The organism is Labrys sp. KB_33_2, from assembly GCF_052114505.1.
Taxonomy (GTDB): domain Bacteria; phylum Pseudomonadota; class Alphaproteobacteria; order Rhizobiales; family Labraceae; genus Labrys.
In genome coordinates this window covers 97,715-121,528 of record NZ_JBFREW010000015.1, presented here as the reverse complement: position 1 = coordinate 121,528, position 23,814 = coordinate 97,715, and the positions used below count along the sequence as shown (strand labels likewise).

Annotated in this window: 21 protein-coding genes; 13 read left to right on the top strand and 8 right to left on the bottom strand. The window is 64.5% G+C overall.

Annotated features, from left to right (window positions below; all coding sequences use genetic code 11):
• Window positions 1–54 precede the first annotated feature (54 nt).
• Entirely contained in the window at window positions 55–1,167 is a 1,113-nt protein-coding gene (locus tag AB4037_RS25145) for a DUF4272 domain-containing protein (RefSeq protein WP_441773355.1), read from the top strand.
• A gap of 34 nt (window positions 1,168–1,201) precedes the next feature.
• Here the strand turns inward: AB4037_RS25145 and AB4037_RS25140 are convergent, their stop codons facing one another.
• Window positions 1,202–1,639, bottom strand: coding sequence for an Lrp/AsnC family transcriptional regulator (locus tag AB4037_RS25140; RefSeq protein WP_434959460.1), 438 nt, complete (start codon window positions 1,637–1,639; stop codon window positions 1,202–1,204).
• 138 nt (window positions 1,640–1,777) lie between these two features.
• On the opposite strand from AB4037_RS25140, the gene AB4037_RS25135 reads away from it, so the two are divergent.
• A complete protein-coding gene (locus AB4037_RS25135) occupies window positions 1,778–4,828 on the top strand; it encodes an aminotransferase class III-fold pyridoxal phosphate-dependent enzyme (RefSeq protein WP_441773354.1) in 3,051 nt (1,016 codons plus the stop codon).
• A gap of 91 nt (window positions 4,829–4,919) precedes the next feature.
• Window positions 4,920–5,693: a transporter substrate-binding domain-containing protein gene (locus AB4037_RS25130; protein WP_441773353.1), complete on the top strand. Its 774-nt coding sequence runs from the start codon at window positions 4,920–4,922 to the stop codon at window positions 5,691–5,693.
• 87 nt (window positions 5,694–5,780) lie between these two features.
• On the opposite strand, the gene eda is transcribed toward AB4037_RS25130, so the two are convergent.
• Together eda and AB4037_RS25120 are read right to left on the bottom strand one after the other, a co-directional pair.
• Window positions 5,781–6,422, bottom strand: a complete 642-nt coding sequence (gene eda, locus AB4037_RS25125; RefSeq protein ID WP_441773352.1) for a bifunctional 4-hydroxy-2-oxoglutarate aldolase/2-dehydro-3-deoxy-phosphogluconate aldolase — start codon at window positions 6,420–6,422, stop codon at window positions 5,781–5,783.
• Window positions 6,419–7,366: a PfkB family carbohydrate kinase gene (locus AB4037_RS25120; RefSeq protein ID WP_441773351.1), complete on the bottom strand. Its 948-nt coding sequence runs from the start codon at window positions 7,364–7,366 to the stop codon at window positions 6,419–6,421. Before AB4037_RS25120 ends, eda begins: the two co-directional genes overlap by 4 nt.
• A 207-nt stretch (window positions 7,367–7,573) precedes the next feature.
• Here AB4037_RS25120 and AB4037_RS25115 point away from each other — a divergent pair, with 207 nt between their 5' ends.
• The 7 genes from AB4037_RS25115 (at window position 7,574) to AB4037_RS25085 (ending at window position 13,769) form a co-directional block, all read left to right on the top strand.
• Window positions 7,574–7,765 carry a twin transmembrane helix small protein gene (locus AB4037_RS25115; RefSeq protein ID WP_434959465.1) on the top strand — a complete coding sequence of 64 codons (192 nt, stop codon included), beginning with the start codon at window positions 7,574–7,576 and terminating at the stop codon, window positions 7,763–7,765.
• Between the two features lie 106 nt (window positions 7,766–7,871).
• Window positions 7,872–8,201, top strand: coding sequence for a hypothetical protein (locus AB4037_RS25110; protein ID WP_434959466.1), 330 nt, complete (start codon window positions 7,872–7,874; stop codon window positions 8,199–8,201).
• Window positions 8,202–8,607: 406 nt separating this feature from the next.
• Window positions 8,608–9,192, top strand: coding sequence for a cob(I)yrinic acid a,c-diamide adenosyltransferase (locus AB4037_RS25105; protein ID WP_434959467.1), 585 nt, complete (start codon window positions 8,608–8,610; stop codon window positions 9,190–9,192).
• 144 nt (window positions 9,193–9,336) lie between these two features.
• Window positions 9,337–10,524, top strand: coding sequence for a lytic murein transglycosylase (locus AB4037_RS25100; RefSeq protein WP_441773350.1), 1,188 nt, complete (start codon window positions 9,337–9,339; stop codon window positions 10,522–10,524).
• A 113-nt stretch (window positions 10,525–10,637) separates the two neighbouring features.
• The gene (irrA, locus tag AB4037_RS25095) at window positions 10,638–11,147 is read left to right on the top strand and encodes an iron response transcriptional regulator IrrA (RefSeq protein WP_434959469.1); all 510 of its coding nucleotides are present in this window, start codon (window positions 10,638–10,640) and stop codon (window positions 11,145–11,147) included.
• Window positions 11,148–11,339: 192 nt separating this feature from the next.
• Complete coding sequence (locus AB4037_RS25090) at window positions 11,340–12,197, top strand: LysR family transcriptional regulator (protein WP_441773349.1); 858 nt, start codon at window positions 11,340–11,342, stop codon at window positions 12,195–12,197.
• A 177-nt stretch (window positions 12,198–12,374) separates the two neighbouring features.
• A complete protein-coding gene (locus tag AB4037_RS25085) occupies window positions 12,375–13,769 on the top strand; it encodes an amidohydrolase family protein (RefSeq protein ID WP_434959471.1) in 1,395 nt (464 codons plus the stop codon).
• Window positions 13,770–13,945: 176 nt separating this feature from the next.
• On the opposite strand, the gene AB4037_RS25080 is transcribed toward AB4037_RS25085, so the two are convergent.
• Window positions 13,946–15,613 carry an amidohydrolase gene (locus tag AB4037_RS25080; RefSeq protein WP_441773348.1) on the bottom strand — a complete coding sequence of 556 codons (1,668 nt, stop codon included), beginning with the start codon at window positions 15,611–15,613 and terminating at the stop codon, window positions 13,946–13,948.
• A 160-nt stretch (window positions 15,614–15,773) separates the two neighbouring features.
• A complete protein-coding gene (locus tag AB4037_RS25075; RefSeq protein ID WP_441773347.1) occupies window positions 15,774–16,988 on the bottom strand; it encodes a YbfB/YjiJ family MFS transporter in 1,215 nt (404 codons plus the stop codon).
• A gap of 123 nt (window positions 16,989–17,111) precedes the next feature.
• Between AB4037_RS25075 and AB4037_RS25070 the strand changes: the two genes are divergently transcribed.
• A complete protein-coding gene (locus AB4037_RS25070; protein ID WP_441773346.1) occupies window positions 17,112–17,993 on the top strand; it encodes a LysR family transcriptional regulator in 882 nt (293 codons plus the stop codon).
• Between the two features lie 24 nt (window positions 17,994–18,017).
• On the opposite strand, the gene AB4037_RS25065 is transcribed toward AB4037_RS25070, so the two are convergent.
• On the bottom strand, window positions 18,018–18,515 hold the full coding sequence (locus AB4037_RS25065) for a RidA family protein (RefSeq protein WP_441773345.1): 498 nt from the start codon (window positions 18,513–18,515) through the stop codon (window positions 18,018–18,020).
• The gene (locus AB4037_RS25060; protein ID WP_441773344.1) at window positions 18,509–19,231 is read right to left on the bottom strand and encodes an SDR family NAD(P)-dependent oxidoreductase; all 723 of its coding nucleotides are present in this window, start codon (window positions 19,229–19,231) and stop codon (window positions 18,509–18,511) included. Before AB4037_RS25060 ends, AB4037_RS25065 begins: the two co-directional genes overlap by 7 nt.
• 113 nt (window positions 19,232–19,344) lie before the next feature.
• Between AB4037_RS25060 and AB4037_RS25055 the strand changes: the two genes are divergently transcribed.
• The gene (locus AB4037_RS25055) at window positions 19,345–20,247 is read left to right on the top strand and encodes a LysR family transcriptional regulator (protein ID WP_441773343.1); all 903 of its coding nucleotides are present in this window, start codon (window positions 19,345–19,347) and stop codon (window positions 20,245–20,247) included.
• Window positions 20,248–20,285: 38 nt separating this feature from the next.
• Here the strand turns inward: AB4037_RS25055 and AB4037_RS25050 are convergent, their stop codons facing one another.
• Entirely contained in the window at window positions 20,286–20,573 is a 288-nt protein-coding gene (locus AB4037_RS25050; RefSeq protein WP_434959478.1) for a hypothetical protein, read from the bottom strand.
• Between the two features lie 486 nt (window positions 20,574–21,059).
• Here AB4037_RS25050 and acnA point away from each other — a divergent pair, with 486 nt between their 5' ends.
• Window positions 21,060–23,741, top strand: a complete 2,682-nt coding sequence (acnA, locus tag AB4037_RS25045) for an aconitate hydratase AcnA (RefSeq protein WP_441773342.1) — start codon at window positions 21,060–21,062, stop codon at window positions 23,739–23,741.
• Window positions 23,742–23,814: the final 73 nt, after the last annotated feature.

Below are 23,814 nucleotides of genomic sequence, written 5' to 3'. Positions count from 1 at the left end.
TCGATTGGCCTGCTGCCGTTGCGATATGAAATTCGACGGCGGGAGGCGCGGCGGTTGGGCATTCTTTCTCGGATTTTCGGGCGCGGCGCGGCAAAACCCGCCATGGAGGTTGAGGCGGAGGCAGATGACGGACCTTGGCTCGTCAATGCCTATGCCACTTTGCGCGAATTGCCGCCGCTCGACTTTCCGCATCAGCTGATCAACCGGCGCGACCTGTCCGATCCCGAGATGGCCGGCCATCTCGAAGGTTTTGCCGGCTATGTCCTCGGCCGCGGCGATGGCAGGATGACGGCGCTGCGCTATCACCTGTGGCGCCATATCCAGCGTGTACGCAACCAGGCGAGCTTCACCGTTGCCGATGACGACTTGCCGGCGATGGGGAACTGGGTGCGTCGGGCCAATGCCGTGCTGTTCCTGCCCGACGGCTCGGTGTGTACACCCGAAATGGATGTTCTGATGGCGGCCGATGGCGACGCCGATGTGGATGCTGCCTTGCCCTATCCGCCCGATGCGTTGGAGCGTCGGGCACGCACGCTTGCGGCGCTGGATGGCTTTACCCCCAAGCCCCCCGGCGGCATGCCGCCCGCTCTCGGCGTTGGGGAATATGCGCAGCGGCCGGCGAGCGAGGTTCTGCAACGCGCCCTTGCCTTGGTCTGCGTGGCGGTACAGGGCGAGTCGGTCGGCGCCGGCCAGGGGAGCTTGCTGGCCCAGTTGCGTGAGCGCAATCCCGCCGGCATCGCGGCACTGACCCCAAAGGAAACAGCCTTCATCAAGGCTGCCGAGCCCGACCGTGAGGCGGCCATGGCCATGAGCTGGCGCTACGAGGCCCTCAACGTGCTGGCCTGGGCCCTGTCGCTCGAGGGCGCGGAACTTGGCCCGGCCGACCGGCCGGCTGATGCCGCTGCCCTGTCGCAAACGATGCTGGAGGCGGCGCATGACGATGCCCTACCTGGACGTGCCAGCCTGCGGCCGGCCGAAGCGATACTCGAGGCACTCGATCTGACCTGGCGCCAGCACTGGATCGTCAGGCAGGCCCAGCAGAGCGGCACCGCCGTGGCGGGCCTCAACGCCGACATCGTGATGGAACGCCATTTCGCCCTCAATTGGCTGACCGGCTTTCATAATCCGCCTGGTACGGCCTGGGACGATACGGATACGCCCACCTGAGGGGAAGGGATGCCCGGGCACCCGGAAAACGCCGTCACCCCGTCCTGTCGATGTCGCGCCGCAGCACGATCGCGGTGGTGAGGTCGTCGACCTCCTCGAGCAAGGCGACGCTGTCGCGGATGGTGTTGAGGCGGCCGATCGAGGGGGCCTCTACCTCGACGACGAGGTCGAGCTGGCCGCCGATCGAGGAGACGCGCCTGACCTCCGGATAGGCGGCGAGCTGGTCGAGCACGCGGGGGGCGGGGGTTCGCACCAGGTTGATCATCAGGAAGGCGCCGACCGTGCCCTCGTCGAGCGAGCCGACATCGGCGCGGTAGCCGCGGATGATGCCGGCCTTTTCCAGCATCAGCACGCGCTCGCTGGTGGCGCTGCGTGACAGCCCGATGCGGCCCGCCAGGGTTTTCAGCGGAATCTTGGCATCGCGCGTCAGGATGCTGAGAATGGCGCGGTCTTTGTCGTCGAGATCCTTCATCGCGGCCTTTCATAGCCGCCGACGGATTGCCGGTCAAAGCCGGCAAACGTCCGGTCGAACCGGCCGATAAACGGATGCCTCGCCGGGCGGTCCGGGTGAAGCTTGGCGCCATCGTAGCCTCGCCGAAAAGCTGTTTCCATGACCGATCTCACTCATCCCGCGCCGTCCCTGTCTCCAGCCGAGGCGCAAGCGATCGCGCGGGACATTTTTGGCGTCGAGGGAGACATCAGCCCTCTCGCCAGCGAGCGCGACCAGAATTTCCGCATCGTCGTGCCGGGCGAGCCGGGCTTCGTGCTCAAGATCGTCAATGCGAGCGAGCCGCAGGAGCAGAGCGACTTCCAGACCGCCCTGCTCGAGCATCTCGCCGAGCATGCGCCGGGTCTCTCCGTGCCTCGGCTCAAGCGCACGCGTGACGGAAAAGCCCTCGCCGAAATTGAGGCTGAAGGTGGTCCGTTCCGGGCGCGCATGGTGCATTGGCAGCTCGGCGAGCCGCTTGCCAAGGCGGAGCGTACGCTCGAGACCCTCGCCGATCTCGGCCGCGTGCTCGGTGAGCTCGACCGCGCCATGCAGGGCTTCATCCATCCTGGCGCGCTCCGGACCTTCGAGTGGGACATCCGTACGGCGGGCCAGTCGCGCCAGCGCCTCGATTTCGTCACCGATCCTGAAAAGCGGGCCTTGCTGACCCGCTTCCTCGACCGTTTCGACGCGAAGGTGGCGCCGAGCCTGCCGGCCCTGCGCGCCGCCGTCATCCACAACGACGCCAATGACTGGAACGTGCTTGTCGATGCAGATGGCTCGGGCCGCGTCGCCGGGTTGATCGATTTCGGTGATGCCCTGCATTCCCTGCTGATCGCGGAAGTCGCCGTCGCCTGCGCCTATTCGATCCTCGATCTTCCCGATCCGATCGGGGCCGCCGCCGCCATCGTCGCCGGCTTCCACGGCGCCTATCCGTTGCAGGAGCAGGAGATCGACGTCCTCTTCGACCTGATCGCCATGCGCCTCGCCACCAGTGTGACGATGTCGGCCCAGCGTCACGACAAGGTCGCGGACAATCCCTATCTCACCGTCAGCGAAGCCCCGGCCTGGGCGCTGCTGCAGCGGCTCGATGCCATCAACCCGGTCTTCGCGACCGCGATCCTGCGCCAGGCCTGCGGCTTTGATGCCGTGCCGGGCTCCAGGGCCACGATCGGCTGGATCCGCGCCGAGGCCAAGCGCTTCCGCTCCGTCCTGTCGCAGCATCCGGCCCGGATGCGTAAGGGGCTGGTGCCTTATGGCGACCCGGCCAATCCCATGACCGTGGCCTCGGCGGCCGAAGAGCCGGGGAAGGCGACAGCCTGGTGGGATGCACATTGCCAGAGCGAGGGCATCGATCTCGGCATCGGTCCCTGGGGCGAAGAACGCACCGTCTACACCAGCCCGATGTTCGAATCCCGCCTGATAGCGGGCACGCGGCGCACGCGCCATCTCGGCCTTGATCTCTTCCTGCCTGCCGGCACCAAGCTGTTCACGCCCCTCGCCGCGACGGTGAAGGAAGTCGTGATCGAGACCGAGGCGCTCGGCTATGGCTGTCTGATCAAGCTCGAACATCGGCCGGAGGGCTGCTCGCCTTTCGTCAGCCTCTGGGGCCATCTGGCCCATGAGGCGGTCGGGCGCCTCGAGCCGGGCGACCGCCTGGAAGCCGGCGACCTCGTCGGTGAAATGGGCGCATCGAGCGAGAATGGCGGCTGGGCGCCGCATCTGCACCTGCAGCTTTCAACCGCGACCGGTCTCACGGCCACCGAGATCCTCGGCGTCGGCGAAGCGCCCTATCTGCCTGTATGGGCCGAGCTTTTCCCCGATCCGGCCGACTTCGCCGGCGTACCGCCCGAGACCTTCCACCAGAGCGGCCGCAGCCGCGAGGCGATCGTAGCCGAGCGCAAGCGCGGGCTGCTGCCCAACCTCTCGATCTCTTATCAGGAGCCGATCAAGTTCGTGCGCGGCGAGGGCGTTTGGCTGATCGATGATCGCGGCCGGGCCTATCTCGACTGCTTCAACAATGTCTGCCATCTCGGCCACGCCCATCCCGAGGTGGTGGAGGCTCTGGCGCGGCAGGCTGGAATCCTCAACACCAATACGCGCTATCTGCACGACAACATCGTTGCTTATGCCGAAAGGCTCACCGCCACCTTGCCCGGCGACCTGACGGTGGCGAGCTTTGCCTGCACCGGCAGCGAGGCCAACAGCCTGATGCTGCGCATGGCCCGCACCCATACCGGCCGGGACGAAGCGATCGTGCTGGACTGGGCCTATCACGGCACCACCCAGGCCCTGATCGACCTCAGCCCCTACAAGTACAAGCGCAAGGGCGGCGAGGGCCGCAAGGCGCATGTCTTCGAGGCGGCCATCCCCGACAGCTATCGTGCCCCGGCGGACTGGCCGGTGGAGGAGATCGCCAGCCGCTATGCGCAGAGCGTGGCCGAGCAGATCGATGAGATGAAGCGGCAGGGCAAGGCGCCCGGCCTGTTCATGGCCGAGTCCATCCCCAGCGTCGCCGGCCAGGTCTTCCTGCCGGAGGGCTATCTGAAGCAGGTCTACGCCATGGTGCGGGCGGCCGGAGGCCTGTGCGTTGCCGACGAGGTGCAGGTCGGCTTCGGGCGTGTCGGCAGCCATTGGTGGGCCTTCGAGCTGCAGGACGTGGTGCCCGACATCGTCACCATGGGTAAGCCGATCGGCAACGGCCACCCAATGGCCGCTGTGGTGACGACCAAGGACGTCGCCGCCTCCTTCAACAACGGCATGGAATATTTCAACACCTTCGGCGGCAATCCGGTTTCCTGTGCCGTCGGTCTTGCCGTGCTCGACGTGATCGAGCGTGAGGATCTGCGCGCCAATGCGCTCGGGATGGGCGACTATCTCCTGGCTCGTTTCCGCAAACTGCAGGAGCGGTACGAGATCATCGGCGACGTGCGCGGGCAGGGGCTCTTCCTCGGCATCGAGCTGGTCACCGGCCGCAAAACCAAGGAGCCGGCGACCGACTTCGCACGGGCTGTCAACAACGGCGCGCGCCGGCGCGGCGTGCTGATGGGCACCGAGGGGCCGCATGACAACGTCCTCAAGCTGCGCCCGCCAATGATCTTCGCCAAGGCCGATGCCGATCTGCTCATGGAGGTCCTGGAAGAGACCTTCGAGGAGGTAGCGGCGCGGAGATAGGGGAGAAGGCTTTTGTCAACCGCTATCCGACACCAAGACGACCCGGATGCCTCGAATGTATTCGGGAAAAACCAGAGAGAGGATACCTGCCATGAAGACCAAGACGCTCGCGACACTGCTCGCCGGCGCGGCTATGATCGCCGTCACCGCCACGGCCCAGGCCGATCCCGTGAAGGTCGGTATCGCTGCCGAACCCTACCCGCCGATCGCCTATAAGAATGCCTCGGGCGAGTGGGAAGGCTTTGCGCTCGACTATGCCAAGGCGGTGTGCAAGACCGCGAAGCTCGACTGCCAGATCACGCCCATGGCCTGGGACGGCATGATGCCGGCTCTGCAGGCCGGCAAGATCGATGTGATCTGGGGCTCGATGTCGATCACCCCGGAGCGTCAGAAGCAGATCGCCTTCACCCTTCCGATCTACAACACACCATCCGTGTTCATCGGCAACAAGGCCGACAAGTTCGACTTCGGCTCCGGCGGCCTCGCCGGCAAGAGCATCGGCGCGCAGGTGAGCACCATCCATGCCGCCTATATCGAGAAAGTCCATCCGGAGGCGACCCTGAAGGTCTACAGCCAGCAGGATACCGCCAATTCGGACCTGGCGGCCGGGCGCATCGACCTGATCATCGGCGATGCCGTGGGCATGCAGGGCTTCCTCACAAGCTCTGACGGTGCCTGCTGCGAGGTCAAGGATTTCCCCAAGGATCCGAGCTTCGATACCGGCATCGGCGGCGGCATGCGCAAGGATGACACCAAGCTGAAGGCGGCCTTCGACGACGCCATCCGCGCCATCTACAAGAATGGCGAATTCGAACCGATGGCCAAGAAATATTTCAAGTTCGAGGTTGGCACGCCGCCGAAGTGAAATAGAGACACCATTATTCCCGGATGCGCGGGTGTCACGGCATGCATGGTGCTGCGATGTCCGCGTATCCGGGAATCTTCCTTCCTCTCATCCCCCGGCGGCAGTGCGCGCCGCCTTGAAGATGGCGGCCTGCTGTCGCAGGCAGGGTGAGCCGGGCGTGTGGCGAGAGGGCAGCATCCAGGAGCCGCCGACGGCGACGATGTTGCGCACCGCGCCATAGGCCGGCAGCAGGGTTGTATCGATGCCGCCGGTGGTGACGAAGCCGGCGGCATCGAAGATGTTGGCGTAGTCAGCCAGCACGGCAGGGCCGTTGGAGGCCTCCGAGGGATAATATTTCATCAGCGTATAGCCATATTCGTAGGCCTGCATCGTCTCCGAGGCCGTCTGCACGCCGGGGATATGCGGGAGGCCACTGCCCGCCACCAGCGCTTGCAGGGCGGGCGTGAGGCCGGGGCTGACCGTGAAATCCGCGCCGGCGTCGAGGGCGAGGCGCACATGGCTCGCCAGCAGCATGGTGCCGGCACCGAACAGGCAATGGGGATGGCGTGCCTTGGCCGCCTTGAGCGCTGCCGGGGCCTCAGGCGTCCGGAAAAGGATCTCGATCACTGGCGCACCCGCCGCCACCAGGCCATCGATGTCGGCGAGGCCCTCGTCCGGATCCTTGATCGCCATCACCGGCAGGATCGGGGTTTCGGCGAGGCAGGCCCGCAATTCGGCAATGGTCGTCATCTTTCCTCCAGACCTGTTTTTTTCAAACTCGACAGCATCGCCTCCACCTCGGTCCGGTCGGGCGTGCCCAGCCGCCCGCCGAAGCTGCGGCATTTCAGGGCGGCGGCGACATTGGCGAAGGCGATGGCGCGTGGGATGTCGGTGCCCTCGGCGATAGCGAGAGTGAAGGCGCCGTGGAAGACGTCGCCAGCCGCTAGCGTGTCAACCGCATCAACCGCAGGTGGGCGCAACTGCTCGATCCGGTCACTTTCGCGATCGAGCCAGAAGCAGCCCTCCGGGCCGGCGGTGACGGCGAGGAATCCGCCAAAACGTCCGGCCAGCGCGCGCAGGGCCTCACTGGGGCTCGAAGCACCACTTAGCGCCAGCGCTGCCGGTTCGGAGAAGACGACATGGCTCGCCAGCGCAGCAAGGTCCACCGTCACGGCGGCGGAGCCGGTATCGGCATCGAGCACGGCGGGGCGGCCTGCGGCGCGTGCGGCCTTCAGCACGGCGGCCGCGCCTTCGGGCCATCGTATGTCGACGAGGGCGGCATCTGCGCGGGCGACCAGTTCGAGCGGTAGCCAGGACGGATCCTGGCCGAGCGCTGGATCATAATAGGGCACCACCAGCCTCTCACCATGACGGTCGACCAGTACAGTCGAGATCGGCGAGCGTGCGCCTTGCGCCCGACGGATGAAGCGGCAGTCGATGCCCGCTGCGCTGAGATCGGCGACGATGCGCTCGCCGATGGCATCATCGCCGACACGCGAGAACAGCGCGCTGTGGCCACCGAGCCTGGCGATCGCGGCGGCGGCGCTGGCGGCCATGCCGTGGGCCACCTCGGTCACCCGGCTGGGCAGAACCTTGCCAGGACCGGTCGGCAGCGTGTCGAGCTGGAAAATCGAATCGAAGGAGGAGGCGCCGCAGCACACGACATGCACGACCTTGCCGGCTGAATCGGGCACCCTTGTCTCCCTGCGCGATGAAGCTGTGTCATCGGACGAAGGGGGCCGCGGCGCGGTGTTCGAGCTGATGATCGCATTTGTCATAGCATTGCACCGGCCCGGGACGAAAGGCCACGCGCGTAATCGGGCACAGTCAGGCCCGCGACTTTTTCGACCGTGCCCCAGATCGGTCTCGACGCGGGCTAAACGAGGGCATAGAACCGCCAGATGGCCAAGTTCTTCTATATTCTCGTGCCCTTCGCCATCCTGGCGGTTGCCATCGTGCTCGGCCTCGGCCTGCACAACATGCTCAAGGGCGGCGATGGCTGGCGTTCCCAGCGCCTGATGCAACTGCGCGTGCTGCTGCAGGCCGTGGCGATCGTCATCATCATGGCGGCGATCTATTTTGCTCACAAATAAGTGACGGAAATTTTCCTCAGGCCTGTGATGTCCTGAATATAGGCTTCATCTTACATTCAGATTTCGTAACGTAACCTCGGCTCGCGTATTAACCGAGGAACGATTCATGAAGAATTTTTTGAAGATTGCGTTGGCTTCATTGGTAATTGCTGCCCCACTGGCAAGCGCCCAGGCGCAAAATTTCTTTCCACGCGAACAACAGCAGCGTGACTGGAGAGATCATCGTTCCGGTACGTGGGGTGGACAACACAGGGGACCTGACCGTTATCCCAGGGGTTGGGGACCAAATCGCAGGCCGGATGGCGCCGGCTATTACCGCGGATATCGCGGCTATCGTGACTACCGGCCCGGTTATCGTCGCAACCGCGACGGCTTGTGGTACCCGGCGGCAGCGTTCGCCCTTGGCGCCATTCTTGGCGGTGCTCTGAGCCAATGATCATATCAGGGATACGCGGCGGCCTGAGACTTCGTTGCGTCACCCGCATTGGCCAATGGAATTGCCCCATCAGAGCGCGATATTCCTTCCTTTTTCCATGTAATTTTCTGATTCCATGGATAGCGCCGGAAGCGTGGTTTCCCGCATTGCGCGGTCGGCGCCGTAAATCTTCCTGCGTTTACGTTTGAGTTACTTCCGCCCCCTACGGTCCGCCCGGCTGGCGCCTGTTGGGGATAACGTGGCGCTGGCAAAAGGCCCGGCCGGATGCTCTCCTGGCCGGGCCACTAACCGGACGGCAGGCGAGTGGGCGACGATTTTAGCCCCTGCGTTTCCCGGTCCCTGGATTGCTTCCTCGCGCTCGCAATGACAATGATCCCTGAAATCGAAACAGTGTCAGGCAAGCGCAATGGTTCGTCTCAACAAGATCTACACCCGTACCGGCGATGACGGCTCCACCGGTCTCGGTACCGGCGAACGCCGGTCCAAGGCCGATCTGAGGGTCGAGGCCTACGGCACGGTTGACGAGGCCAATGCCGTGGTCGGCCTTGCCCGCCAGTATTCCGGCCGCGAGGATGTCGATGTCGATGCCATGCTCGCCCGCATCCAGAACGATCTGTTCGATCTTGGCGCAGATCTATGCACGCCCGAGGGCGGCGAGAAGGAGATCACCTGGGCGCCGCTGCGCATCGTGCAGGCCCAGGTCGACCGGCTGGAGCAGGAGATCGACGCCATGAATGCCGATCTTGCGCCGCTGAAAAGCTTCGTGCTGCCGGGCGGTACGCCTTGCGCCAGTTATCTGCACATGGCCCGCACCGTCAGCCGCAGGGCCGAGCGCGTGATGGTGGCGCTGTCGCAATCTGTGGGCGAGTTGGTTTCCGCCGAGGCGCTCGCTTATGTCAACCGCCTCTCCGACCATCTGTTCGTAGCCAGCCGCTACCTCAACCACAAGGCAAGCGGCGACGTGCTCTGGGTACCCGGCGCAAACGGGTGAGCTCCCTTTTACCGCAAGGGGAGAAGGTATTTGCGCCCGCCTCCGTCATGTCCGCGCAATCATTGCGCGTAATTAATCCGGCCCCACCCCATTTCGGCCGGTTTGGCCATCTTTCATTTACCTTGATGAATCATGATCGAGGCCATGAAAAAGTCAGTCCTGCCCGCCCTTGCGCTGCTCGCCCTCTCGGCTCTGCCGGCGTCATCAGCTTCCTTCCAACAGTGCCTTTCAGCCATCGGCGCGCGCGCTGGTGCGGCGGGGGTATCGTCGTCCGTGATCAACCGGCAGTTCAGCGGCCTGCAGCCGGACATGACCGTGATCGATGCGATGAACAAGCAGCCCGAGTTCAAGACACCGATCTGGGACTACATGGCCTCGCTGGTCGATACGCAACGCGTGGCCGACGGCAAGCAGATGCTGGCCAAATATGGTTCGGTGCTTTCGGGCGTGCAGCGGCGCTATGGCGTCGACCCGGCCGTGGTGGTCGCGGTTTGGGGCGTCGAGTCCAACTACGGCGAGAGCAAGGGCACGCGCCCGCTGGTGCAGTCACTGGCCACGCTTTCCTGCTATGCCGGCCGCCGCCAGGCCTATTTCCAGGGTGAGCTCATCGCCACGCTGAAGATCATCCAGCGCGGCGACGTCAATCCCGATCATCTGGTTGGCTCCTGGGCCGGTGCCTTCGGCAATACCCAGTTCATGCCCTCGACCTTCCTGCGCCTCGCCGTGGACGGAGACGGCGACGGACGGCGCGATGTGGTCGATTCCGTGCCCGATGCACTCGCCTCCACCGCCAACTATCTGGCCCGGTCTGGCTGGGCTTCCGGCACGCGCTGGGGCTATGAGGTGCGCCTGCCGCCCGGCTTCAAGGCGGGGCTGGCCGGACGCACCAAGAAGCGCCCGCTCGGCTCCTGGGCCGCGATGGGCGTGACCCGTATCGATGGCGCTCCGCTGCAGGGCGGCAATGCCCGGGCCGCGATCCTGCTGCCGGCCGGACCGGAAGGGCCGGCTTTCGTGGTGTTCCGCAATTTCGATGCGATCTATTCCTACAACGCCGCCGAGTCCTACGCGCTGGCGATCGCCCATTTGTCCGACCGTATCCGGGGTGGAAGCCCCTTCGCAACGCCATGGCCAACCGATGATCCCGGCCTGTCGCGGGCGCAACGCAAGGAACTTCAGGCCCTACTGGCACGCAAGGGCTACGATGTGGGTACGCCCGACGGCTCGATCGGCAACAAGACCATCCAGGCGATACGCGATGTGCAGCGCCGGCTCGGCCTGCCGGTCACCGGCCACCCTGGGCTGAAGGTCCTGACGGCCCTTAAACGGGGGTGATCGCCAAAAAGGGCTATTTTTCCAGGGCATAGTTGCCATCAGCCATTATGATGATTGCGCCTGCGGCATCACTTGCCCTAGAATGTCGCCGAGAAAAGTTGTAGAAACGCATCATGTCAGCGACCACAGTCATTCACTTCGATCGTTCCGCCAAGGCGGCCACGCCGGATGCAGCGCCTTCGCGCGAGCTTCCCTCTCGCGACCACCAGCGCACGGGCTGCCCGTTCCACGACGTGCGTTCTATGCTGCGTGACGTCGGTCTGAGGCCCACCCGACAGCGCCTGGCGTTGGGCTGGTTGCTGTTCCAGAAGGGCGATCGGCACATCACGGCCGAAATATTGCATGACGAGGCCTCCAAGGCCCGCGTGCCTGTTTCGCTGGCCACCGTCTACAACACACTGCACCAGTTCACGGAAGTCGGTCTGCTGCGCGAATTCGCCGTGGATGGTTCGAAGACCTATTTCGACACCAATGTGCATGAGCACCATCATTACTATGTCGAAGGCGACAATGAGGTGCTCGACATTCCCGGCGAGGTCAACATGGCCGAGATGCCGAAGGTGCCTGATGGTTATGAGGTCGCCCGCGTCGACGTGATCGTGCGCCTGCGCCGCAAGGACTGAGGCATTATCCCTTGATTTTTATGAAAACGGCGCGGCTTGGCCGCGCCGTTTTCGTTTGCGCATGTTTTGGTCATCGCACATCTTCGTTCTGAACGGTGCATTCGGCAAATTGACGGTGTCGCTGCGCTGCAATCAAGCTCGACTGTCGTCTACAAGTGAGCGATCGAACGGAGGGGTGCCGGCGGTGGGTGCATGAATCGCTATCCGATGTTCAATCCGCAACTCCTGAACAGCTTCGTGGCGGTGTGCGACACGGTGAGCTTCACCCGCGCGGCCGAGATCGTGTCGCTGTCGCAGTCCACGGTCAGCCAGCAGATCCGCCGGCTGGAGGAGATGCTGGGCAGGCCCCTGTTCGAGCGCTCCTCGCATCAGGTGCAACTCACCGAAGAGGGCATCAAGATGCTGGGCTATGCCCGGCGCATCATTGCCTTGAACGAGGAGGCGCATGACGCCCTGACGGGCCTGTGGCGCGATGGCGTGCTGCGACTGGGCATGCCCGAGGACTATACGGTGCCCACTGCCGAATTGCTGGCAGCCTTCAGCCGCGAGCACCCGCATTTGCGGCTGGATGTCACCAGCGGGCTGAGTGCGGATCTGCATGGCGCCTATGGGCGCGAGGAGCTCGATCTCATCCTGGTCAAGCAGCGTCGCAGCCAGCCGCCGCGCGCCGCCAGGCCCGAACCCCTGCTGTGGCTGGATAGCCTGGCCCACCCGGCCATCGAGCAGGCCCCGGTGCCGCTGGCGGTCTTCCCGCCCAACGGGCTCTATCGCGAGGAATTATGCCAGGCACTCGACGCTCTCGGCCGGCGCTGGCGGGTCGGCTACAGCAGCGCCAGCCTGGCCGCGCTCACCGCCGCATCCGCCGCCGGCCTCGGCGTCACCCTGTTGCCCGCCGGCTGCCGGCTGCCGAGTCACCGCATATTGGGCGAGGCCGAAGGACTGCAGCCGGTGACCGATTTCGAGCTGGCGCTCTATTTCCGTGACGGCGCTGCCGATGCTGTCATGACCCTGGCGGAGCGGCTGGTCACCTTCTGCGGGTTGGAGGCATAAAGCGCGGAAATCTCCGCCGCCCTCTTGGCATGAAAGGCCTGGCCATTCATTCATGCTCTGCATTCAGGTCCCATCATTGCCGAATCGAATGATCAGCATTGGCAAATGTCGCTGCCAACCGCAGCCGCCCTTTCGTAAATTGGCAGCATAAGCAACCAATCGAGGGCAGGAAACACCGTGGAAAACCAGCAGCAGCCGAGCCGCAGAGCCTTTCTCAGCCAGACCGGAAAACTCACCACGGCCTGGGCGGTCGTCGGCATGGCAGGCGGCAGCGCCATGGCCGCGACAGCCGGCACCAGCCGTCCGGCCGGTGAAGCAGGCGCCAGCACGCTGAGCGATCGCCATTATTATCTCAGCGACGTGCGCCTCGAAGAAGGCTTCGAATATGAGGGCGAGACGGTGATCGGCACCCGCACGGCGCTCTATACGCTGGAGATCAAGGACGGCAAGATCGCTGCCCTGCATGCGGCCGGCGCCAAGCTGGACGACGGCCTGCCGCGTTACCAGGCGCATGGCCAACTCCTGCTGCCGGCGATGCGCGACATGCACATCCACCTCGACAAGACCTTCTATGGCGGTCCCTGGCAGGCCCCGCGCCCGCGCCAAGGCAAGACCATCATGGACATGATCGCGCGGGAGCAGAAATTGCTGCCCAAGCTACTGCCCACCTCGCAGCAGCGCGCCGAAGGGCTGATTGCCTTGTTGCAGTCCAAGGGCAGCACGGTGGCGCGCAGCCATTGCAACATCGATCCGGTCAGCGGGCTCAAGAGCCTGGAACATCTGCAGCGCGCGCTGGAGAACCATCGAAGCGACTTCAGCTGCGAGATCGTCGCCTTCCCCCAGCACGGCCTCCTGCATTCCAAGGTTGACGGCCTGATGCGCGAAGCCATGGGCATGGGCGTGCAATATGTCGGCGGGCTCGACCCGACCAATGTCGACGGCGCCATGGAAAAATCGCTCGACGCCATGTTCCAGATCGCGCTCGATAGCGGCAAGGGCGTGGACATCCATCTGCATGAGACCAGCCCGGCCGGCGTGGCCGCGATCAACTACATGGTCGATACGGTGGAGAAGAACCCGGCGCTCAAGGGCAAGGTCACCATCAGCCATGCCTTCGCCCTCACCACGCTCTCGCCGGAGGCGTTGTCCGAGATTGCCACGCGCTTTGCCGCCCAGGGCATCACCATTGCCTCGACGGTGCCGATCGGCAGCCTGGTGATGCCGCTGCCGCAGCTCAGCGAGAAGGGCGTCTTCGTGATGACCGGCACCGACAGCGTGATCGATCATTGGTCACCTTTCGGCAGCGGCGACATGCTCGAAAAGGCCAATCTCTACGCGCAGCTCTACCATGGCTCGGACGAGTTCCATCTCTCTCGCTCCCTGTCGATCGCCACCGGTGGCGTGCTGCCACTGGATGACAGCGGCAAGCGCGCCTGGCCGAAGGCCGGCGACGACGCGGCCTTCACACTTGTTCCCGCCAGTTGCTCGGCCGAAGCGGTAGCCCGCATGCCGGCGCGCACGGCCACCTTCCACCAGGGCCGCATGGTCTATGGCAGCGTGGGGCAGGCCTGAGCCTCTGCGCGAAAAGCGGCCTTGGCGCCGCGAGGGACTCCGGTTTTGTCATGCCCGGGCTTGTCCCGGGCATCTATTTGCCAGCATCGCAGTTGTTGCGTTTCCCTGAATCGCCGGGTCAAGCCCGGCGATGACAAGGGGCGGCGCTTCAGCTGCCTTTCAGGCTCGCAGGCGCCTTACTTCCCGGCGGGATATACCTTCTTGCCGCCGACCCAGGTTTCCGCGACCTTGGTCTTCCAGATCAACTGGGGATCGACGGCGAAGATGTCCTGGTCGACCAGGATGAAATCGGCCCATTTACCCGGTTCCAGGCTGCCGAGGCTCTTCTCCTGGTGTCCGGCATAGGCGGCGTCCAGGGTGAAGGCGCGGAAGGCCTCCACCCGCGTCATCGCCTGCTCGGCATGCCAGCCGGCGACGGGCTTGCCCTGATGGTCGGTGCGGTTGACGGCCGCGTGCAGGCCGAAGAAAGGATTGGCCGATTCCACCGGAAAGTCCGAACCGCCTGCAATCACCGTGCCCTGGTTGAGCACGGTACGCCAGGCATAGGCGCCGCGGATACGCTCGTGACCGACCCTGTCCTCAGCCATGTTCATGTCGGAGGTGGCGTGGGTGGGCTGCATCGAGGCGACGAGCCCGAGGCTCTTGAGGCGCGGCAGGTCGGTGAGCGCCAGCACCTGGGCATGCTCGATGCGGTTGCGCAAATCGCGTCCGCCCACCTTGGCGAAGGCGCCCTCGAAGGCATCGAGCACCTCGCGGTTACCGGCGTCGCCGATGGCATGGACATTGGTCTGGAAGCCGGCCTTCAGCGCCGTCTCGATATCGGCCTGCATCTCCTCGGGCTTGCGGAAGAGCAGGCCACGATTGCCGGGATCGTCGCTATAGGGCTCGATCAGCGCGGCACCGCGGCTGCCCAGCGCGCCATCGGCGTAGAGCTTGACGCTGCGCACGGTCAGCCGGTCCTGCCCATAGCCGAGCAGCGGTCCGCCAGCCGAGACGGTCTTGAAATCCTCACCGACGCCGCCGACCATGGCATAGATGCGGGCGGTGAGGCGGCCCTCGTCGGCGAAGCGCTTGTACACCGCAATGTCGGCAGCCTCGACGCCTGCGTCATGCGCACCAGTCAGGCCGAGCTTGGCCATGTGGGCGAGGGCGGCGGTGAGATTGGCGGCACGATCAGCTTCGGTCTTAGCCGGCAGCACCTTGACGACGAGGTCCATGGCCTTGTCGACCAGTACCCCGGTGGGATTGCCCTGGGCGTCGCGCTCAATGCGCCCGCCATCGGGATCCTTGGTATCCTTGGTCACGCCGGCGAGGGCGAGCGCCTTGCCGTTGGCCCAGCCGGCATGGCCGTCGACCCGTTCGAGCCAGACCGGCCGATCCCTGACCACGGCGTCGAGCTCGGCGGCGTTGGGGAAGCGACCGAGCTTCCAGACCACCTGGTTCCAGCCTCCGCCGCGGATCCAGGCTGCCTTGGGATTGGCGCTCGCATAGGCGCTCACCAGCTTGAGGCCGGCCTTGAGGCTGGCAGTCGAGGACAGGTCGATCGTCGTCAGCGTTTCGCCGAGGCCGCCGACATGGCCATGGGCGTCGATCAGGCCCGGCAGCAGCACCTTGCCGCGACCGTCGCGCCTGGCCGCATCGGCATGGGCCTTGGCGAGTTCCTTGCTCGCGCCGGTGGCGATGACCTTGCCGTCCTCACCGAAGACGAGCGCGTCGAAACGGACGAGTTCGCCGTCCCGGATGGTATAACCCCTGATATTTTCAATCAGGACCGACGCAGCCAGCGTCGGCGTGGCCGCCATGGCGGCAGCCGCGACGAGGGTCGCGAAACCGACCTTCCTCATGCCAAATTTCCCCCAGTGTGATTCCCCTCGCAGGGATCATGTTCCATGCGGCGGCAGAGAGGTAAAGGTACCGTCGGGGAAGAACCCGGCCTGCATCGTCTCGCGGTGAGCCCGACCGGCCCGCCTCCGCGAGTGAACGGCTAGTTTGTTCCCTCCGCCCTTATCGGCGAGGACCACTTCTGTTTGCGATAAGGTCGATCGCCAGGGCCAGGATCATCGCGACCGAACCGATCACAAAGAGCAGGCGGTAATTGCCGCCGCTCTGCGCGAAGAGGAAGGACAAGGCATAGGCAGCACCGGCCTGGAACAGAGCGAACCACACTGTCGCCAGGCTCCAGGCGCGTTTTTGCTGAGCGGGATGGTGCGGCAGGAGTTCATGGATGCGGCCGATGACCAGCGGCACCGTGCCGGTGACGAAGGCGCCGACCACGAGGCTGGAGGCGATCAGCCATGGCTGGCCCATGACGCCGGCGGGCAGGGCTACCGCGACGGCTTCGAGCAGGAAGGAGGTGCGCAAGGCAGCGCCGAAACCGATGCGATCGGCGAGGTGACCGGCCAGGAGAGGGCCGATGGTGGCGCCGATGCCGAAGATGACCCAATAAAGCGCGCCGACCTCGACGCCTTCGCCCAATCCCCGCGCGACGAAATCGACCAGGAAGATCATGTGGGGCACCCAGCCGGCGGCATTGAGGGCATATTCGGCATAGAGGGCGCGCAGGCTTGCCGTCCTGGGGGCATGGCCGGATTGGGCGGGGGGCTGGCCTACCGCATTCTCGCCTCGCGGCCAGCCGGTCCAGGCGGCAGCCGTCAACAATAGCGAAAGCGCGCCGAGACCGAACCAGGCTTGCCGCAGCCCCTGTTGCAGCAACAGTGGCGCCAGCGTGCCGGAGGCGGCGATACCCGCGCCGATCCCCATGAAGATGGCGCCGCCGGCAAGCCCCCGCCTCGCCGGTGCGACATGGGCGAGTACGGTCGGAGCCGCCAGGACCATCAGCGTGCCGCCCGCCAAGCCGGCGACGAAGCGCCAGGCGAAGAACCAGGCAAAGCCGAGCGGATAGGCGCAGGCGAAGAAGGTAAAGGTAGCCAGGGCCATCATGATCCTGAGAATGGCAATGGTCGAGAAACGCGCGGCCAGCGGACGGCCGATAAGGGCACCGGCAAGATAGCCTGCCAGGTTGGCAGCGCTGAGATAGGCGGCCGTCGAGGCTTCGAACCAGTGCGCATCGACGATTGCCGGCAGCAGCGGCGTATAGGCGAAGCGGGCAAGGCCAATGCCGATCAGGCTGGCGCAGAAGGCGGACAGGATCGCGCGCCACATGTTCGGGCTGCGCTCGCTGGAATTCCCGTCACGGTCCAAGATGATGGTACCGGCCATTCGTCGACCCTCGATTGTCGTTCTTGACGAACTTAAGGGACCGTATCAATCTATAAAAACGAATATAAAGGATACGAGATATCTCTATTTGAGATATCTATGTTTGCAGTGGATGCGACCGGCATGGATATATCCGATCTGAGGGTGTTCGAAGCTGTATCCCGGCTCGGCAGCATGAACCGGGCCGCCCAGGAGCTGAACACCGTCCAATCCAATGTGACGACCCGTATCCGTACCCTCGAGCAGGACCTTGGCGTCAGTCTGTTCCAGCGCCATGCGCGCGGTGTGTCGATCACGCCCGCGGGGCAGCGTGTGCTGCCTTTTGTCGGCCGTATCGCCAGGCTGCTGGCGGATGCCCGAACGGCCGCGCAGGACGAGGGCGCGCCGAGCGGCGCTCTGTCCCTCGGCAGTCTGGAGACGACGGCGGCGCTGCGGCTGTCCGGCCTGCTCAGCCGATTTGCCAAGACCCATCCCGCCGTCCGGCTCGTCCTCACCACCGGCACTACGCGCAAGCTCCTGGACGAAGTGATCGCCTGCCGCCTTGAAGGCGCCTTTGTTGCCGGCCCCGTCAGCCATCCCGAATTGCACCAGCAGGTCGTCTTCCGGGAGGAACTCGTCCTCGTCACCGCCCGCAACCTTCGGAGCCCCGACGAGTTGGCCTCGGTCCCGGAGTTGAAGACGATCGTTTTCCAGGTCGGCTGCTCCTATCGCCAGCGGCTCGAAACCTTGCTGGCCGAGAGGGGGATCGTGACCGCAAGGCCGCTGGAATTCGGCTCGCTGGAGGCAATCATCAGCTGCGTGTCGGCCGGCGTCGGTATCACCTTGTTGCCGAGAAGCGTGGTCGCCGGCGCCTGGCAGGAGGGCAGGATTGCCATCCACAAGCTCCCGCCCGAGCGGGCGGAGGTCGACACGCTGTTCGTGCGCCGGGCCGACGGTTATGTCTCGAGCGCGCTCTCGGCCTTTCTCGACATGGCACATGCGAGTTTCAGCGTGAGCGGCACCTAACGCGCCGCTCCGATGGGCAGCCGCTCAATCGGCGATCTCGACCACGAGCTCGATTTCGACCGGCAACCCTAGGGGCAGGCTGGCGACGCCGAGCACGACCCGGCCCGACAGCATGTCCGCGCCGAAAACCTTGAGAAGGAGCTCGGAGGCGCCATCGGCCACCTTCGGGTGGTCCCGGAAATCACCTTGCGTGGCGATGTAGACGCCGAGCTTGGCGACGCCGGTCACCTTGTCGAGCGAACCGAGTTCCTCCCTGATCGCCGCCAGCGCACTACGGGCGGCGAGTTCAGCCGCCCTGTAGCCTTCCTCTACCGTCAGTTCGCCGCCGAGGCATCCGAGAAATTGCGGCTTGCGATCGATCACCGGCAGCATGCCGCTGAGAAACATCAGCCTCCCGATCCTGACTGCCTCGACATAGGCGCCGAACGGGGTCGGTGATGGCGGAAGGGTGATGCCGAACTCCCGAAGTCGCTGCTCCGCACCGGCGCCTTTTCCAGTGGGGCCGTTGCCGAAGTTTACCATTTGCCCAGATGTGCGCCGCCATCGACGTGCAGCACCTCCCCGGTTACGCGCGGAGCCTCGGTCAGGAAGAGAACCGCCTGGACGATTTCCCCGACACCGGAAATGCCGGGCATGGGTGACAAGGCATTGATGAAATCCCTTGGGCTGTCCTTGTGGAGCGGCGTGTCGACCACACCGGGCGCGACCGTGTTCACGCGGATGCCCTCATGCGCATATTCCATGGCGATGTTCTTGGAGAGGGCCTCGATGCCGCCCTTGGTGGCCATGGCGACGGAGGCGTTGACACCGGCGATCGGGTGGCCGGCCAGGGGCGTGGTGATGCTGACGATGCTGCCGCCGCTCTTCTGGGTAAGCATCTGACGCACCACCGCCTGGGTGAGATGCAGGAAGCCTTCCACATTGGTGGCGGCGAGCCTGCGGTAATCCTCCAGCGTGTAGTCGACGAACGGCTTGGTGAAGAAGATGCCGGCATTATTGACCAGAGCATCGATCCGCCCGAAGCGGGCCAGCGCGGTTTCCACCACACGCTGCGCGGTGGCGGGATCGGCGATGTCGCCGTCGACACGGGCCAGCCGATCGGAGGCCCGGATCTCGTTCGTCTGCGAAACCCGCCGCGAGGTTGCGACCACGTCGTAGCCGCGTTCGAGGAAGGCGTTGGCGAGGCCTGCACCGATGCCCTGCGAGGCGCCGGTGACGATGACGACCTTGTTTGTCATTTGCGTTCTCCACGAGTTGGTTTGTTCTCGTGGCAGGAATGTGCGTCGCGGCCAGTTCTTTGATTAGATGGAAATATCTGGAATCAATTTTCCACTCATGCAAAAATAACGACATGGCGGATCTCAACGACATCGCCGTTTTCGTGAAGGTTGCGCAGTTCGGCAGCTTCAGCCGGGCCGCCCATGCGCTCGGCATGCCGGTCTCCACCGTCAGCCGCAAGGTGAGCGCCCTCGAGGAGCAATTGGCCGTGACGCTGCTGCAGCGCACGACGCGCAAATTGACCCTCACGGCCCAGGGGCGCGCCTATTACCAGCAATGCAGCGAGCCGCTCGGCCAGCTCCAGGATGCCGAGCGGGTCCTCGTCCAGGCACAAAGAAGGCCGGAGGGCCTGCTCCGGGTCTCGGTGCCGGTGATCATGGGGCAGGAGCCCTTCTACGACTTCATCTCGTCCTTCCTGACGGCCTATCCGCACATCCAGGTCGACCTCGTCGTCACCAATGTCTTTCTCGACCTGATCGCCGAGAATGTCGATGTCGCCATCCGTTTCGGGGAACTGCCGGATTCCAGCATCATCGCTCAGCGCATCGGCAAGAGCGTGCGCTATGTCGTGGCGACGCCGGCTTATCTGAGGGATCGAGAGGTGCCGGACAGGCCGGAGGATCTCGCGCGCCATCGCTGCGTCCTGATGAACGGGCGCAACAACGAAGCCGAATGGCATCTGGTCAGCGGCCGCAAGGCGGTGAAGGTCCAGGTCTCCGGGCCGATCGCCAGCCGCGACTTCCAGGCCGTGAGCGCCTTCACCTATAAGGGCCATGGCATCGGTCTCCTGCCCTCGACCTATTGCGACGAGCGCATCGAGAGCGGCGACCTCGTACGCCTCCTGCCGGATTGGTCTTCGCCGGAGATCTTCGTGCACGCCGTCTACCAGACTAGGCGCTTCCTTCCTGCCAAGCTGCAGGTCTTCCTCGACGCCCTGAAGGCCTGGAAGAGCCCGCTTTGGATTATGCTGCGGTGACGCTGGTTACCGCAGCATGATCGTCATCGTCATCGGCCTCACAGCTTCAGCCAGTCGAGCGTGCCCAGGGAGACCAGGGTCGCAACCAGGATGGTTCCGGCATAGATCAGGCTGTGGCGCCAGCTCTGCAGTGGCGAGCGCCGGCGCAGCATGGCGGGGCGGGCGAGGATGAAGGTGGCGATCAGGAGCGCGACCACCAGGCCGCTGTGCTGGATGCCCGTGGCGAGGTCATGCAGGATCACCATGCTGCAGATCAGCAAGGTGGGGAACCAGGCGTGCCGGAATTCGGTGCGAAGCTTGGCAAGCAAGGGAGCAAATGGCTGCATGATATCCTCGGGATCGAAAGTCCGACCGCGGTCTGAAAATTGAAGTTGGCGGAGTAGATGCCGATTGCGGCGCGAGCGTGCCGTGCCGATGGTCACACGGCGGAAATCGCGAGGAATCGTGGCGTCAGGCCTGGGAATCCCGGATCAGCCTTAATAAAGCGTAAAAAATCGAACCGATTTGTCTGTTGCTGCCACACCCCGTCGGCTAGAGCAAAGGGCGTTCAGGCGTGAACGCTCACTTGCTCTAATTCTTTGTTTCGACGCGTCTTTGCGATTCTTGACGATTTCGTCCAATCTCAAAACGCTTTAGGCGGCAAACCCCGCATTCCTGGCATGGCAGACGTCGTCAAATAGGCAGTAGCGGCCTGACTGGAATCCTTCTATAAACGCACCATACCGCGCCGCACAAACCGCCTCGTGAGCGCGAATTCCGCTGACGTATCATAGGCTTGGGGGCGTTCCCCGGCCTTTTTCAGGGAACCTGCCATGGCCTCTCTCGATAGCTTCAAAGCCCGCAAGACACTTCAGGTGGGCTCGAAGACCTATACCTATTATTCCTTGAAAGCAGCGGAAGCGAACGGTCTTCCCGGCATTTCCGCCCTGCCGGTCTCCATGAAGGTCCTGCTCGAGAACCTCCTGCGTTTCGAGGATGGCCGCAGCGTTTCCAAGGGTGATATCGAAGCCATCGCCGCCTTCCTCACCAATCGCGGCAAAGCCGAGCGCGAAATCGCCTTCCGCCCCGCCCGCGTGCTGATGCAGGACTTCACCGGCGTGCCGGCCGTAGTCGATCTCGCCGCCATGCGCGACGCCATGAAGGCCCTGGGTGGCGATCCCACCCTGATCAACCCGCTGGTGCCGGTCGATCTGGTCATCGACCACTCCGTCGTTGTCGACTATTTCGGCAACAACGACGCCTTCAAGAACAACGTTGCCCGCGAATATGAGCAGAACCAGGAGCGCTACCGCTTCCTGAAGTGGGGCCAGTCGGCCTTCGACAATTTCCGCGTGGTGCCGCCGGGCACCGGCATCTGCCACCAGGTCAATCTCGAATATCTGGCCCAGACGGTCTGGACCAAGGAAGAAGACGGCGTCACCGTCGCCTATCCCGACACGCTGGTGGGCACCGACAGCCACACCACCATGGTCAACGGCCTGGGCGTGCTCGGCTGGGGCGTCGGCGGCATCGAGGCGGAAGCTTCCATGCTCGGCCAGCCCAATTCGATGCTGATCCCCGAAGTGATCGGCTTCCGTCTCAACGGCAAGCTGCCGGCAGGCGTCACCGCCACCGACCTCGTGCTCACCGTCACCCAGATGCTGCGCAAGAAGGGCGTCGTCGGCAAGTTCGTGGAGTTCTTCGGCCAGGGCCTCGACGCCATGACGCTGGAGGACAAGGCCACCATCGCCAACATGGCGCCGGAATATGGCGCGACCTGCGGCTTCTTCCCAGTCGATGCCGAGACGCTGCGCTATCTCGACAAGTCGGGCCGCGATGCCGATCGCATCGCTTTGGTCGAAGCCTACTCCAAGGAACAGGGTATGTTCCGGACCTCGGCGAGCTTCGATCCGGTGTTCACCGACATTCTCGAGCTCGATCTCGCCACTGTGCTGCCCTCGCTCGCCGGCCCCAAGCGCCCGCAGGATCGCGTGCTGCTCTCCGACGCCAAGACCGGCTTCCTCGCCGCACTGGAAGGTGAGTTCAAGAAGCCGGGCGAAGCCGGCAAGGCGCAGGCCGTCGCTGGCACCGACTATGCCATCGGCCATGGCGCCGTGACGATCGCCGCCATCACCTCCTGCACCAACACCTCCAATCCCTCCGTGCTGGTCGCGGCCGGCCTGCTCGCCCGCAAGGCGGCGGCCAAGGGCCTGAAGTCCAAGCCCTGGGTCAAGACCTCGCTCGCACCGGGATCGCAGGTGGTGGAAGCCTATCTCAGCCAGTCCGGCCTGCAGAAGGATCTCGACGCCCTCGGCTTCAACCTGGTCGGCTTTGGCTGCACCACTTGCATCGGCAACTCAGGCCCGCTGCCCGAGCCGATCTCGGAGGCCGTCAACAAGGGTGATATCGTCGCCGCGGCCGTGCTCTCGGGCAACCGCAACTTCGAGGGACGCGTCAATCCCGACGTCAAGGCCAACTACCTGGCCTCGCCGCCGCTGGTCGTCGCCTATGCGCTGGCCGGCTCCCTCCAGGTCGACGTGACGCTGGAGCCGCTCGGCACTGGCAGCGACGGCAAGCCCGTCTTTCTCTCCGACATCTGGCCCGATGGCGCCGAGATCCAGGCGGTGATCGACGAATATGTCACCCAGGCGATGTTCAAGTCTAAATATGCCGACGTCTTCAAGGGCGACGAGAACTGGCAGAAGATCTCGGCACCAGCAGGGCAGACCTATGCCTGGGACGAGCGTTCGACCTATGTGCAGAACCCGCCTTATTTCGAAGGCATGACCAAGACGCCTGTGCCGCCGACGGATGTGCACAAGGCCCGTGTCCTCGGCCTCTTCCTCGACTCGATCACCACCGACCACATCTCCCCGGCCGGTTCGATCAAGGCGGCGAGCCCGGCGGGCGAATATCTGCGCGACCATCAGGTCCGCCCGGTGGACTTCAACCAGTACGGCACGCGCCGCGGCAACCACCAGGTGATGATGCGTGGCACCTTTGCCAATATCCGCATCAAGAACCAGATGCTGCCGGGTATCGAAGGGGGCCTGTCCATCCATTATCCCGATAGCGTGGAAGCCCCGATCTATGACGTCGCCATGCGCTACAAGGCCGAGGGCGTGCCCTTGGTGGTGTTCGCCGGCAAGGAGTATGGCACCGGCTCATCGCGTGACTGGGCGGCCAAGGGCACCAAGCTGCTCGGCGTGCGCGCCGTGATCGCCCAAAGCTTCGAGCGCATCCATCGCTCCAACCTGGTCGGCATGGGCGTGGTGCCCTTCACCTTCGCCGAAGGCACCTCCTGGCAGACGCTCGGCCTGAAGGGGGACGAGATGGTGACGATCGAAGGGATCGAGACGATCAAGCCGCGCGCCACCATCGAGGCCGAAATCAGCTTCGCCGACGGCAAGGTCGTCAAGGTGCCGCTGCTCTGCCGCATCGATACGCTGGACGAGCTCGACTACTTCAAGAACGGCGGCATCCTGCAGTTCGTGCTGCGCAATTTGGCGGCGTAATCCTGGGAGTGCGGGCTCTGCCCGCTCTTCCGATATTGAGGGCATGGCGGCATCTCGTAGAGAGGGCCGTCTC